Source organism: Pontiella desulfatans, from assembly GCF_900890425.1.
In the GTDB taxonomy this organism is placed as follows: Bacteria; Verrucomicrobiota; Kiritimatiellia; order Kiritimatiellales; family Pontiellaceae; genus Pontiella; species Pontiella desulfatans.
Map to the genome: position 1 here is coordinate 554,172 of NZ_CAAHFG010000004.1, position 16,283 is coordinate 570,454.

2 protein-coding genes are annotated in these 16,283 nt (G+C 57.8%); both read left to right on the plus strand.

Features of this window, described 5'->3' with window-relative positions:
• The first annotated feature begins 81 nt into the window (after positions 1–81).
• Positions 82–6,408, plus strand: coding sequence for a LamG domain-containing protein (locus tag E9954_RS27900; protein ID WP_168442651.1), 6,327 nt, complete (start codon positions 82–84; stop codon positions 6,406–6,408).
• A 136-nt stretch (positions 6,409–6,544) separates the two neighbouring features.
• The gene (locus E9954_RS27905; RefSeq protein ID WP_136082582.1) at positions 6,545–16,282 is read left to right on the plus strand and encodes a hypothetical protein; all 9,738 of its coding nucleotides are present in this window, start codon (positions 6,545–6,547) and stop codon (positions 16,280–16,282) included.
• Position 16,283 lies beyond the last annotated feature (1 nt).

Sequence of the window (16,283 nt, forward strand, 5' to 3'; positions counted from 1 at the left end):
CGGGTTTTTTTATCGACGCATCATCTGTTCCCGTGCCATAAACTTTTCAAATTCTTTGTATATCAAACAATGGGGGTTGTTATGGTGGGGAAATTCGGCGTTATGCCATCGCTTTGCGCGTTGGTCGTTTTCACGTTTTGTTCAGCAGGTTTTGCGCAGTCCAACCCGATTGAGAACCAGGGTATAGTGACGGTCTCGGGAGCCTGGAATGTTTCCACGAACCTTTGGGTTGGCCTATATACGGGCGGGAATGGCCTGGTCGTCACCAACGGCGGAGAGGTTTCGACGGCCTATTATACCTATGTGGGGCACGATGCCGCTTCCGACAGCAACCGGGTTGTCATTGCCGGGGCGGGTTCCGAAATCAGGTGCAATGGAACCCGGGTGGGCCTTTACGGATCGAACAACTCCCTGAGAATCGAGGACGGCGGCAAGTTCTACAGCTCCATATCCGGCTACTATTCAGCCGTCGGGGATTGGCAGGGGAGCGATCACAACACGCTCGTTGTCGATGGAGCCGGTTCGCTATGGGATGCGAACTATGTCGCGATTGGCAACAACAGCTCCTTCAACAGCCTCATTGTCACCAATGGCGGATATGTCTTTGCCGACGTTTCCATGCTGGTCGGGCGCAGGAGTGGCGCGGCGAACAACAAGGTAGTGGTTACCGGTGCGGGGTCGAAGGTTGATGTTGCTTGGCATCTGTACCTGGGTTGCCAGTGGTCCGACACCCATACGAACGTGACCGATTCCGGTGGTTCGGGCAATACGGTGCGGCTCGAAGACGGCGGGGTGATGGATGTGGTTGGGTTTATCTTCAACCGCAACCAATCCAGGATTTTGCTGGGCGAGGAAGCGAAGCTCTATTGCGGAGGGAACTACACCCAGGTCTCAGGCGCGGATCTGCAGCTGACCTGTGCGCCCGATCCTTTGAAGAGCAGCCAGTTGATTGTTTCGGGCATTGCGGAACTCGGTGGGGATCTGGCGCTGGAGCTTTCCGATGGTTTTGTTCCTGCCGATGGGTATTCGGTGAAAATACTCTCAATTTCCGGCCAGGTATCCGGCCAGTTCGACTCGGTCGTGCTCCCGGAGCTGCCACCGGACTTGACTTGGGAACTTTCAAAACTCTACACCGAGGGAACCGTGTCGGTTGCCGGCCCCGGGGAGCCTTCCGAAGTAAATGGTTACAAATGGCTGGACCTGAACACCAACGGCATCTGGGATGCCGAGGAGCCGCCCCTGGAAAACTGGACGATCTATGCGGACTTGAACACCAACCTGAGGCTGGATGACGAGGAACCATTCGACCTGACGGACGCTTCCGGCAGCTACTCGCTGCTGGTTCCCTCCGGCAACCGGATGATCGGGGAGGTTGTTCCCGCGGATTGGATGCAGACCTTTCCCGGAGGAACCGGGGAGGCCGACTACAGCAATACGCTTTCCCGGTTGAACAGCTGCTATGCGCCCAACATTCTTAGTTTCGGTTTCACCAAACTTCCGCCCGCTTCCGGCGATGGCATGCTGTCGGTTTATGCCATCGCCGACCTGAATAGCAGTTCCGAATATCTGGGACTGGTTGCCGATGGCCAGTCGCTCGGAAATCTTTTTGTTAGCGGGGGGACCCAGATGTCGGTTTCTACAACGGATGTGGTTTTGGAACAATCGATGTTGAATGGTTGGCTTGCGGATCAATCCATATCCTTCCAGGCAACCCCGTCGAGTTATGTGGCCAACTTGGGCTCGACGGTGCTGCGCCTAACCCTGAGCTATCCCACGGCGGGTGGCCTGCACTCGCTGGATCTGGATTCCGGTAGCATCGTAACCAACCTTAATTTCGGCAACATGATTACGGGCTTGTACGTGCGGGTCGATCTGCCCGTAGCGGCGACCGAAGGCGATGGCGAGCTGATTGGGCAACTCCAGCTGCGCCATCCCGCCTATGTGGACACCCCCGTGGCTTTGTCGAGCGATGCCCCAACCGCACTGGCCGTTCCCACCAATGCCGTCGTTGTTCCTGCCGGGGAATCGAACGCGGTGTTCAGCGCGTGGGTCCTCGACGATGCCCGATTGGACGGAACCCAGCCCATAACCGTGCGGGCGACGTCCCCCGGCTACCAGGCGGCCGTTCATCAGATGATCATACACGACAACGAGACGGCGGCGATGACCCTGTCGTTGCCCCAGACCACGTTCGAGGGAGCCGGCACCATTTCCGGCGTGCTCCAGCTCGATCGTGCCCCCGATACCAACATTGTGGTTGAACTGGTTTCCAACAACCCCGGCAAGATCGGCGGGGCAAGCATCGTGGTGCCGACCGGGCAAACGTTCGTTTCCTTTTCCCTGCCCGTGGTCGACAACGCCATAATCGACGGCGTGCAAACCGCGACCATTGAGGCGCGGGTGGAAAACTGGACCTCTGTCCAGGCCTTTGTCTTCGTGTTCGATAATGAAACAACGGGCATCGGCCTGCAGTTGCCGGCCTCGCTGAGCGAGGGCGACGGTATTGCCACCAACGCCGGAACCGTCACCCTTACGGGAACCACGCCCGTCGATGTAAACGTCCTGCTCACCGCTTCCGATCCCTACGAAATCGGCGTCCCCATGTTCGTTACAGTGCCCGCCGGAACCAATTCCGCGCCGTTCGATATCGTGGTGATCGACGATGCCGAAACCGACGGTACACAGCAGGTTTCGTTGTTGGCCGAGGCACCCGGTTATGTGCCGGCCCAAAAATCCCTCAACATTGCCGACAACGATGTGCACCATCTAGAAGTCGGTTTGCCGGAGGGAGACCTCGATGTGGCCACTCCGGTTGCTCTCAGCGTCACGGCCAAGACCATCGATGGGTTCGTGGTTGTTGATTATGCCGAAACCCTCAACCTGACGGCATCCGGCGACGAAGGTGCGGTGCCCGTCGATCCATCGCTCGCAACCAATGCCGTTGGTGGAGTGATCAGTGCGGAAATCGCCTTTGGCCGCATCGCCAACAAGGTTCAACTGTTCGTCGAGGATGGCCTCGGCATGCGCGGAACCAGCACCGTCTTCAACGTCCTCGGTTCACTGGTTTCGATCACGCCGGCAGCCCTCACCAACACCTGGGTGGAGGTGGACGCAGCGGTTACCCGCACCCTGGTCGTCTCCAACGCCGGCAACGCCGACCTCGAGTTCGAGATTCCTGGGGTACTGTCTGGCGGCGGAGCTGTGACCAATGCTCCGATCGAAGGCTTGGTTGCTGATTATCCGTTTAACGGAAATGCCCTCGATGAAACAGGCAATGGATTTAATGGAACCGTTGTTGGCGCAGCTTTGGCCGCGGATCGCAACGGTAATGCCGACAGCGCCTATGGTTTCGACGGAGTTGATGACTATATTGAGTTGGGCAATAGTCTGGGAACGGCAAGTACGACCTTTACTGTTTCGGCCTGGATGAATTCTTCGAATCCCAGGTATCAAATTCTGGTCAGTAAAAAACCCAGCGGGATTTGGTTGCCGGGACAATGGCAGTTTTTTGTCAACGCATCGCAAGTAAGTTTTGGTTTCTGTAACCAGATTGACAGTCTTCAACAAGCGGTGGTCGATGTAAACCTCCATGATGGGGAATGGCACCATGTTTGCGGTATTTTGGAGGCGAATCGATCTCTACTTTACGTCGATGGGCAGGCCATGGCTACAAACACTTCTGTTGGGTTGGCAAGCCAATACAATATTCCCATTCGGATCGGAGACCGGAATAACAGTTCCGGTAGGCAGTTCTTTGATGGATTGCTTGATGATGTGCAGATTTATGATCGGGCATTGAATGCATCTGAAGTTGCTCAACTCTACAACGCACCGCAACCTTCTTCTATTGCTATTGATGCGAACCTGGTTGTCAATGGGGATTTCGAGGGAGGGAATGTCGGATTTAAATCCGCCTATGTCTATACACCGGCCAGCAATTCGGCGGCGAAAGGAATCTATACGGTGGCCGACGATTCGCTTGCCTGGAATGGAAGCTTTGCCACAACGATGAAGGATCACACCTCGGGAGCTGGCCAGATGCTGATGGCCACGGGAAGCTCTGCCGCAAATACGGTGGTTTGGCAGCAAGACGTTGCGGTGGTCGCCGGCGAGACCTACGATTTCTCCGCATGGACGGCTGGTTTGTCCGATCTATACCTGGCAACACTCGACTTCCGGATCGATGGGGCTTCCATCGGCTCGGTCGCCACGGAAAACCACACGTGGAAACCATTTGCTGCCGAATGGATGACTACGAACTCTGGAACGGTAACGCTCAGTGTTGTCGATACCATGGTAATCCCGCCGTTCCTCCCGTTCGGCAACAGTTTCGCCCTCGACGATATTTCATTCGCGCTTGTCGGCGGAGGTGAAACCAATCCACCGGATGAAGGCCTCGTCGCTCACTATCCCTTCAACGGCAATGCCAGCGATGAATCGGGGAATGGGCATGATGGAGCGGTCAATGGCGCAACGTTGACTGCCGACCGCTTCGGTAATCCCAACAGTGCCTATTTGTTCGATGGGACGGATGACTACATTGCAGTGGCCGACCATGTTGATCTTCGGTTGAGCAATACCGATTTTTCCATAAGCGCATGGTTTAATGAATCGGCGAGTAATCCCTCCTCCCTTAATACGCTGCTGGCGAAGCGGAATCCCTATCCCACCCAACAGGAGGGATGGATGTATGGGATCACCGGTCAAACCTTTGGTGGGGGTATCCCTGGGAAATTAAGATACTTTGTATCCTCGGGGAGCGATCCGTATTGTACGGGGAATGCGATAATACCTCAATCGACCTGGCATCATTCGGTCATGACCTACGAAGTTGCCTCTGGAACCATCAGCTTCTACGTGGATGGTGTCCTGGATTCCCAGCATCCAGGTATGCCGGTGCCGAATGCATCGACGAGCATGGAAATGAACATTGGAAGAGATAGCCGCGGCGCGGATAATCTCTTCCATGGAATCATCGACGATATCCAAATCTACAACCGGGCACTGTCCGCCACCGAGGTTGCCGATCTCTATGAGGAAAAAGATGATGGCGGCGACGATCCTTGGCTCACGGTCGAGCCGGCTTCCGGAACCGTTCCGCCGGGTGGCAGTGTTGAGGTTGCGGTCACGTTCAATGCGAATGGTTTGAACGCGGGGGAGCATTTGGAGGATGTTTTGCAGATCATCTGCAACGATGCGTTCTCGCCGACCAATCCCGTTCCCGTTTCCATGGATGTGATTGGCGGCGGCATTACGCTGCTCCCGGGGCATTTGGACTTTGGATCGCTGGAGGTTGGACTCCTGGCAACCAACGCGCTGGCCGTGGTGAACAGCGCGACAAACGAGGTCGGGGTGCAGCTGGCGTGCGACAATCCCTACTTCGTGCTGCCCATCACCAACACGCTTGTCCAGGCGGGGCAGACCGTACACCTCCCGGTCTGGTTCAATGCCCAGCGGATCGGGACGAATGCCGCCGTGCTGACCTGTGTGCCCGATGCCGACACGAACAAAACCGCGAGCGCAACCCTGGGCGCGAATGTCTACATCGTGAGTGCAACGAATGAGCAAAAGGTGATTACCTTCGATCCCGCTCCGGTTCCCAATGATGGGGCGACGATCCTGGGATACGGCGAAAAGGGCTATGGCTTCGCCATTCCGAACTACATGTACCACTACGATAGCGGTCGGTCTGGCGTGGCCGACAATGGAACCGGCTTCCTGCTTTTCAACACGGCGGGCGGTTCGCCGCTGGTGATTGCGCCGACCAACGGGGCAACGTTTAGCGTACTGCGGATTGACCTCTCGGAATACAGCATGTCGTTTGACTATCCCGCCCCCGTAGCCTTCAAGGGCAACAAAGCGGATGGCGGCGAGGTCAGCGTGACCTTCTCGACCGATGGGGCCATGGATGGGCCGGGCGGAGACGCCGACTTTGAAACCTTCGTCTTTCCGGCCGAGTTCACGGATCTGGTATCGCTGGAGGTGGCGTCCGACTTCTATGGCATGGACAACCTCGAGGTGGTCGAGAATACGGTGATCATGCCGCTGGACGCCTATTTGGCGTGGCGCGGCGGATACCTGCCGCAGTCCGCCGCCGGCTCCGGTTTGTGGGAGGATTTCGATGGCGATGGGCAGAACAACTTTGCCGAATTCATCGCCGGGATGGATCCAACCAATCCGGCATCTTGTTTCATGGTCGATTCGGTCAACACATCGACCAATGGGGCATTTGTGCTCAACTGGGAATCGGTGACCGGTCGCGTTTATTCCGTCCAGTGGAAGGAAAGCATGACCAATGGATTCCAGCATGTGGAAAGCAACCTGCGCCATCCGCGGAACAGCTACACCGACACCGTGCATCGTGTGGAAGGCAGCGGTTTCTACTCCATTGAAGTCGAGCTGGACTAAAAGGGAAATAGCCACGAAGAGGCACAAAAAACACAAAGGCAAAGCAGCCCGGGTCTTCGTGATTTTTGAGCCTCTTTGTGGCAAATCAAGCCAGGTAAATTAGGGGCTTCAGGGGAAGCCATTTGGGGACGTTGAGATGAAGAAAAGAATATCAGGTTCAGTTTGGTTCCGAGCGGTCGTGTCCCGCGCTAATGGAGGGCCCGGGTGTGCCGTGGGCTCGCTTCGCGTCACCCGGGCCGCGGTCGGGGTGGAACCCGACCCTCCAAATGGTCGAATAAAGTCCCGATGTATAGCACTGGCGGCGCTCGCGGCCTGCATGGTGGCGCAGGGCTACGACAATCCAATCGAGGGCGGAACCACGCAGGTGGTCACCGACCAATGGAACGTGCCGGTGCCTTGGCTGATGGTCGGCTCCAACACCGGCAGCAACACGCTGTTTGTGTCGAGCGGCGGCGAGGTCAACAACCAGATCGGCACCATCGGCCACAACGCTTCCTCCATGGGCAACTCGGCATTCGTCAGCGGCTCCAATGCGGTATGGAATAGTGCCCTTGAGCTGTCCGTCGGCAACCTCGGAAGCGACAACGATCTGGGGATCTTTGGCGGTGGCCGTGTGAATACCGCGAATGCCTACATTGGCAAGGCTTCCTCCAACAACTTCGTGGCCATAAGCGGTGAAGGCTCGGAGCTTTCGGCCACCACCTTGCACCTGGGGCACACGGGATCCGAAAACTCCATGGGCGTATTCGGCGGCGGACGCATCTCTTCCGCCAATGCAAGCATTGGCCATTGGATCGGCGCGAACGGCAACTATGCCCTTGTGTCCGGCACCAACTCGGTTTGGGATAATGCCGGCACCTTGAACGTTGGCGTGTATGGCGCGGACAGCATGCTGATGGTCACGGATGCCGGCACGGTTCGCAGCGCCGCGGTCAATGTGGGAGCCCAATTCTCCTCCTCGAACAACACCGTTTCGCTATGGGGCGACGGTGCCCTGCTGGATGCCGGCGAGTTGAATATTGGTGGAACCGCCACAACCACCGGCGGAACCGGCAACCGGGTTTCCGTCCGCGACGGCGCCACCGTCGCCACCACCGACCTCACCATCCACGCCGGAAACAATTTCGATCTCAACGATGGCGGAACCTTTGCCATCAACAGTGATTTCAACGTACAGACTTCCGGCTTCAACTGGAACGATGGCGGGCACCTTTCAGTCTCTGGCTCTTTGACAGGCATGCCGGTCTCCGTCGCCTATACCTACAACTTCGAAATGCTGGATGGATCGAGGCGACAGCTGTCATTGGATGGCGGAAGCTGGGTTGCCTCCGGGGATAATTCAATGGGGGTTGGCCTACATGGAGATGGGAATAGTTTGAACCTTACGAACGGCGCAACTGCCCATACGGACAGGCACTTCATGATGGGGGTTAATGCTGGGGCAGATGACAATGGCGTTAGTGTTCACGGGACGGGATCATTGCTGGAAGTAGGGTGGGGCTTAATCGTTGGCCAGGATTCGAAGAATAACTCACTTGCCGTATCCGATGGCGGGCGTGTCAGCAGCAGTAATGGAAATATCGGTACTTTAAGGAGTGCCGATAATAACCAGGCGACCGTTTCCGGCGATGGTTCCCGTTGGGACATGACCTCGGGTTTAATTGTGGGCTCATCTGGAAACCATAACTCCTTAAGTGTTGAAGATGGTGGTCAGCTATCAAGTGACTACGCGTATATCGGATATGGTGATCAAGCAAATAGTTCCTATGGGTATGGTAACCAGGTGAAGGTTTCTGGCAATGGATCGGCTTGGTCTAACAAGACTCACCTTACGGTTGGATACCGAGGATCTCGGAACTTGCTCCAAATTGAAGATGGCGGTTTTGTCGAGAGCCGTGAGGTTGTTCTGGGAAGCCAGTCTGGCGCAAATGGCAATTCCATTATTGTGGACGGAAACCAATCGGAGCTCTCGATTGGTAGTGGCCTTTATCTTGGAGGTCATAAGATCCGCACAAATTGGATTAATGGTGGTACCGGCAACTTGCTGACAGTTGAAAATGGTGGCCGAGTATTGGTCGGAGAGATGGATGAGTCGAACTTGTCGAAGATAGGAAGTCATGCTTCGATAGTGGTTGGTGGAACCAACGGGGTGGCTGAAATTATTGTCGGGAATGGATCGGTCATCAACAGCGAACGTGCATACCTCGGTCTCGGCGAAGGCGAAACCGGTTCAATCTCCATCGGCAAGGATTCGGTCTGGACAAATTCCGACTGGCTGTATGTCGGCAAGGGCGGCGACGGCAACTCCCTGCTGATCCAGGATGGAAGCAAGGTGGATTCCGGTCTCACGCTGATTGGCTACGACGCTTCCGCATCGAACAACAGCATGGTGGTAACCGGAGCAGGTTCCGAACTGGACGTCTCATCAATCCATGTCGGGCGCGAAGGTAGCGGCAACCAGTTGGAAATATTGAATGGCGCCTCGGCGTCGATCGGCGGGCTATACATGTCCAGCGAAGGGCGCTCCAGCAACAACGTCGCAATCATCGACGGGGTAGGCTCCACCATGGACGTTTCCGAATTGTACGTGGGCTACGAAGGGGACGGCAACCATGTGCAGATCACCGGCGGTGGCAAGGTGGTTGCCGACTATACCCAGTTGGGTCGGAGTTTTATTTCCGCCGACAACAGCATGCTGGTTTCCGGCGAAGGCTCGGTGCTGAGCAACAACAACTCCATGTATGTCGGCTACTGGGGCGACAACAACAGCCTGGTCATTGCGGATGGTGGCAAGGTCTACACCCGGTCGCAGTTCGCCATGAGCGATTCGGCGGCCTCGACCGGCAACACCGTGGTGGTCACCGGCAATGGCTCCGTGCTTGAGAGTGCTTCGGGATCATTCATGGTCGGCATCTCCGGCGGCCAAAACACCATGCAGGTGCTCGACGGCGCGCAGGTGTCCAACACCGGCAATGCACTCGTTGGCTACCAATATCAATCCGACAACAACACCGTCCTGGTGTCCGGCACCAACTCCGCCTGGCGCAATACCGGCAAGCTCTCCGTCGGCTATTCCGGCGAAGACAACGCGCTGCTCGTTTCCGATGGCGGACTGCTCACGAGCAAAGGCGCCGAAATCGGCCGCACCGATGCCGCGCACAACAACCTCGTGCTCGTCTCCGGCGAAGGTTCGAAATGGCATAACAATGGATCGCTCGCCATGGGCGGCTACGAATGGAACGGCTGGCGCAACGGTGGCACCAACAACACCCTCTCCGCACAGGATGGCGGATGGATTTTCGTTGGCGATGCCGACACCAACCACCTGCCGGAATTCGCAACGACCGGCGCGCTGGTGGTCGGCGATGCCGCCGGCGACAAGGAACTGTTTGCCGCAAACAAATCCGTCGTCGATGCGGGCCATGCCTTCATTGGTTTGGGCACCAGCGAATCGGGTTCGGTCACGCTTGCCGGTGAATCGAGGATGGATGTCCGCGACGGCCTTTACGTCGGCTATGCCAGTTCCGGCAGCGAAATGAATGTAACCGATGGCTCGACGCTCAACACCGAATCCGCGTTCATCGGCTTCGACAACACTGCAACCGGAAACGTGGTCAACATCGACGGCGCAACCTGGAACAACAACGACGACCTCTACATCGGCTATGCCGGCTCCGGCAACGAACTCAATATCCTGAACGGCGGGCAGGTCAACAATCAGCGTTCCACCTACATCGGCCAGTGGGCGACCGCCAGCAACAACCTTATGACTGTTTCCGGCGAAGGCTCCGTAATGAGCAACGGCAACAGCATCTATGTCGGCTACGAAGGTTCGGGCAATGCGCTGGAAATCAACGATGGCGGTAGCGTTGAAAGCTATGCCGGCCATATCGGCTACATGGCGGGCGCCGACGGCAACCGGGTTTCGGTTTCCGGCACCGGCTCCGTCTGGAGTACCCGTGGCGAGTACGCGGGCTATTTCAATGTGGGACGCGCTGGTGATTCGAACGCTCTTTCCATTGCCGATGGAGGCATGGTGGATAGCGAAGGCATGCACATTGGCTGGCTTGATGGATCGGATGGAAACGCTGTTGAAGTGCAGGGCGCCGGTTCGGTTTTGAACAGCCGCGAGGACATCATTGTAGGCGTCAATGGGGCGGGCAACACGTTGTCGATTCTGGATGGGGGGCGCGTAGACAGTAAAGGGGGCGGCATCGGGTTGGATGCGGCCGCATCCGGCAACCGCGTACTGGTTTCCGGCAAAGGGTCGGAATGGAACAATAGCGACTATCTCTATGTCGGTAGCTTCGGCTCCAGCAACACCATGGTGATCGAAGATGGCGGGCAGGTGAACAACGGCAACGGCTTTATTGGCCTGTCGCCAAGCGGGAGCGGTAACTCGGTGCTCGTGACCGGAGCCGGTTCCGTGTGGAACAACCGCGAAGACCTCTACCTCGGCCGCGCCAGCGTTGGAAACAGCATGACGGTTTCCGATGGCGGGCACGTCTACAACAACGTGGGCTACCTCGGTCAATTCAGCGGCACCGACAGCAACTCGGTTCACGTGACCGGCTCCGGCTCCATCTGGCAAAACCGCGAAGCGCTCTACCTCGGCGGATACCGCGTCGGCGACACTTGGAAAAACGGTGGCGTTGGAAATTCGTTGACCGTCGATGATGGCGGATGGGTGTTTGTGGGGGATGGCGGATCGGGTGAGCTCTTTGGGGTTAATGGTGTCGTTGTCGCGGATACTGCCGGTAATGCCGAGATGGTTGTTGCGAATGGCTCAAGCGTCCAGAATGCCTATGGAGTGATCGGGTCGGGCGATGGCTATGGCAGGGCAACCGTTGTGGGCGAAGGTTCGGTTTGGTCGAACAGCCACTCGCTTGTCGTTGGCCAAAACAGCTCCAGCAACTGCTTGGTGGTGTCGGATGGGGGGGCGGCTCAGGCTGAATACCTCTACGTAGGCAGGGAAGGGCATGGCAACTCCATGGTGGTGTCTGGTGGCGGACAGGTTCAAAGCGATATAAGCCACATTGGTTATGAAGACGGTGCAGACGGTAACCGCGTGGTTGTTTCCGGAGAGAATTCGGTATGGCGAAGTGGAGGCCTAAACGTGGGTTTGGGTGGGTCGGGCAACTCGATGTGGGTTGAGGATGGCGGCCGGGTGATCGGCTCATACGGTTCCATCGGGCACAGGGAGGGGTCGGATGGGAACGCGGTGGTGGTAACCGGTGCCGGGTCGGTCTGGAGCAACCGAAACCTCCTTGCCGTGGGAGATTCCGGTGCAGGGAATGCGCTGATGATTTCCGCAGGCGGAAAGGTGTACAACGGCCTTGCGTTTATCGGAAAGGAATCGGGTGCCAGCAACAATGTCGTGCAGGTGACGGGTTCCGGCTCGGAATGGAAGAGCAGCGACAAGCTTGCCGTGGGTTTCTATGGCTCGGGCAACGTGCTGGAGGTTGCCGATGGCGGGCGGGTTGAAGCCAGTTCCGTGGTGGTTGGAGAGATCGGTTCGGACGGAAACCGGGTGCTGGTTTCCGGCGAGGGATCGACGCTTAAGGTGCTTTCGACAGGCGGAAGCGGCTCCGCAGCAACCGTGGCAAACGGCTATCTCTATGTCGGCATGGAAGGAAGCGGGAATTCCCTTGATGTGCTGGACGGCGCAACGGTTGAAAACTCATACGGTGTAATTGGTGGATCCTTTTCCGGTTCGAACAACACCGTGCACATTTCCGGTACCGGGTCTCAATGGCGGAATTCGGAAGGGCTCTATCTGGGCGGCTGGAAACTGCCCCCGACTTCTTCAGAATATTCATGGTGGGCTGGCGGAACTGGAAACTCCCTCACTGTTCAGGGCGGTGGCTGGGTGCTCGTTGGCGATGTGGATAAGGATGATCTTCCGGGTATTGGCTTCGAAGGCGGTATTGCTGTGGGCGATTCGGGGACTGAGTCGCCGGAAATGATTATTGCAAACGGATCGCTGGTCAGCAGCGGCGAGGGCTACATCGGCCTCGGTTCGAACGATACCGGTTCCGTCGTGGTGCAAGGCGAAGGCTCGCTCTGGAACAACCGTCGATCGCTTCGTGTTGGGGCCTATGGCTCGGGCAACCGCGTTGCCGTGCAGGATGGTGCGACGCTGGTGACGGGCGATCAGTATGCGAATGTCGATAGCGTCATCGGTATGGCCTCCACTGCCCACAGCAACAGTGTCGCCATAACCGGCGAGGGCTCGGGCTGGAAAAACTGGGACAACCTCACCGTAGGCTACCAGGGTTCGGGCAATGCCCTGATGGTGACCAATGGCGGCTTCGTCGAAAACCTGGGCGATGTGCAGGTTGCCGAACGCGAAGGTTCGAGCAACAACCTGGTGCGCGTTGCAGGTAACGGTTCCGAACTGGATATCCGCAACAGCCTGTATCTGGGTGAGCGGGGTTCCGGCAATCAACTCGAGGTTCTGGATGGCGGCCAGGTTTCCGGCTATGCCGGCCATATTGGCTACCTTGCGCAGGCCGACGACAACCGGGCCACCGTTTCCGGCGACGGTGCGGTTTGGACGAATCGAAACAATGTTTATGTCGGTCACGGAGGTTCCGGCAACACGTTGTCGATCCTGGAGGGCGGCCGCGTTTATAACCACAACGGTTACATCGGCAATGTGGAAGGCGCAAATGCTAACGCGGCCATCGTTGCCGGCGAAGGTTCGGTCTGGAGCAACCGCAATGGATTGTATGTCGGGGATGAAGGCTACGGCAACGCGCTGGCGGTCTCCAATGGAGGCCACGTTTATGCCGAAGATGCGGTGGTCGGCTATGAGCTTGGTTCCAGTAACAATATCGTTGCCGTTTCGGAAAACGGTTCGGGATTGACCGTTTCGGATAGCCTCATTGTTGGGAACTATGGTTCTGGCAACAGCCTGTTGTTGGAAGATGGTGGTTCCGTCCAAGGCGGCTATATCTCCATTGGGGACAAATCCGGAGCAAGCCATAACAGCGTTGTGGTCGGCGGTTCGAATTCCCTTATGCAGAGCCATGGCGGTTTGGTTGTTGGTTATGACGGTGCAAACAATCAACTCTCCTTGGGCGACGGCGCAGTTGTTTCAGCTCAATACAGCATTGTGGGTAGGGATGTTTCTTCGAGTAGCAACCTGGTTGTCGTTTCCGATGCGGGATCGGAATGGCGCAGTCTGGATCTGCATATGGGTTATGGTGGTGCAAACAACGCGCTGTACATCACCGACGAAGGAACGGTGTCGGCGTCGAACAGTTTCATCGGCACCTATTCCGACAACAACATTGCATCGATCCAGCACTATGGATCGGTCTGGAGCAACAGCGCGGATTTCCATGTGGGCTACCAAGGGTCGTCCAACATGCTGACCATCCTCAACGAAGGCTGGATCGAGAACGAGGGCGATGCGTTTATTGGATACGACGCCATGGCCTCGGGCAACGCGGCGATGGTGTCCGGCAACTGGTCGACCTGGCGCAACTCTGGCGAACTGCACGTGGGGCATAACGGTTCGGGCAACCGGCTGGATGTGCTCGATGGAGCGCACACCTACGCATGGGATGGCCTGACCATTGGCCACGGCGCGACGGCGCACAGCAACACCGTGTCGGTTTCCGGCAGTGGTTCATTCCTGAATGCCGGCGCGCCCTACATGATTGCCCGCATGCGGATGGTCACCAACCTGCCGCCGGTAATCATCACACCCATCTACGGTACCATCGGCGGAAGTGGCAGTCTCATCAATCCAGGGGGAGGAACCATTACAATAGGCGGCGGCAACTTTTATGGCGGCAGCGGGGGGAGCGTCATCAATCCCGGCGGGGAATTGGTCATCGGAAACATTGGGGTCTCCAACCTTCTGCAAATCGGCGGTGGTGGCTCCTTGATCATTGCCACGAACAACCTGGTGGCGATTGGCGGCGGTTCCCTCGTAGGTTCAACCAACAATCTGGAGATTGGCGACGGCACCTTCACGGGCGGATCCGGCGGACTGGTGGTTGCGAGCGAAAGCAGCCGCGCCGGCGATCCGGTGACCAACTCCGTGATCCTGGTTCCGGGGACGTTCCCGGGCTATCCGTTGCTGACGGTCGACGACATGTTCAGCCAGCTGGTGGTGGGCGAGGGCGGATCGTTCAACACATTGGAGATTACCGATGGCGCAACGGTTGCCAGCGGCACGGGCGTGGTCGGCGGTTCGGAAGGCGCGTGGTACAACACGGCCTCGGTGGAGGGTTCCAACTCGCTTTGGAGCATTTGGGGCAACCTCTATATCGGTGGCCGTATGAAAAACGGCGCATGGCAGGACGGCGGACAAGGCAACTCGCTGGTGGTGAGCGACGGCGGCTTGGTCGATATCGACTACAGCCTGCATAACCGCAACCATTCGAGCATCGAGGTTGATCCCGGCAGCCGCATCAACGTGGGTGGCGACTATTATCAGGACGCAACCTCCTCCCTGCGGTTCGGCGTCGAGACCAACGCGGCAGGCGCTCCGCTGAACGCGTTGGTCAGCGTGGCCGGAACGGCCGAGTTCGAGGAAGGCGCGCGGATTGAATATGCCAGCAACATTGGGCAGCTGGAGTTCGAGACCTTCTACACCAACAAGATTGTCGAAGCCGACAAGCTGATCGTGGCCGGCATCGAAGATCCCGACTCGCTCGATCTCGAAATGCTGGATGCCTCCGGTACGTTGGTCGATGTGCTCTTCTGGGAAAACGATGCGGACATCTACGGATTGGTGGGCCGCGTCTATCTGGCCGACAGCGCCGGCTTTGGCCAAGGCACGATGATGCGCGACCTCTCCCGCGAGATCGACGAGCTTTCGCTGCTCGACAACGAAAAGGCCGCCGCCATGATCGATCTGCTCAACGGCATGACCGCCGAGGAACAAAAGCAGCAACTCTCCCAGCAATACGAACGCGGTGTGCCGACCTACCTGCATACCCGCAGCATGACCGAGGGCATGGGCGAGGTGAAGAAGCATGTCGCCGTGGGGGCCAAGGCAAGGCGCGCAGCACCGAATGGCGCGGCCGGCCCGTATGCCGCCGACCAGGGAATGCAGGGCTGGGCAAAACCCTATGGCTCCTGGGCGGACTATTCGGCGCAGGGCGACTATTCCGCCTACGACCATACGGTCTATGGAACCGTCGTTGGATTTGATCTGGCGGTTGATGAAGCGTTGGTCGGCGTTGCGGGCGGCTACGGCCACTCCCGCATCGACCAGGCCGACGGCGACCAAAGCGACGCCAACACCGGCTATTGCATACTCTATCTCAGCCATGGAACCACTGATTGGTTCGGCGACTTCAACCTGGCGTTCGGCCGCAGCAAGATCGAGCAGGAATCCGGCTCGGCGTTCGGCAACAAGGCCGACTACGATGCCAGCAACTTTGCCCTCTACTATGGCGGCGGCAAGGAGATGATGATTAACCGGCACCTCATTGTGACACCGAACGCCTCGCTGCTCTGGAGCTACTACTACCAGGAGGGCTACACCGAGGAGTCGGACTATCTTGCCCGCGAAGTGGAGATGTACGAGCGCAACAGCTTCCTCTCCTCGGTCGGTGCCTCCGTGGGCTGGAAAATGGAATTCGGGACGGCCGTGCTTCAGCCGGAGCTGCGCCTGAACTGGCTGCACGAATTCAACAGCGATGCCGATGCCATGGACTACCAGATTGAGGGAGGCCGCGGAGGCCAATACCACTTCGGCATGCCGGCCCCGGTTGCCGATGCCATCGAGTTCGGCCTCGGCGTCAGCTGCCGCATGCGCGACCGCATCGACCTCGTGCTCGACCTCGATGGCCGCTACGGCGAGGACTATTCCGCCTACACCCTCAGCGGCCGCGCCGTTGTTGAGTTTTAGG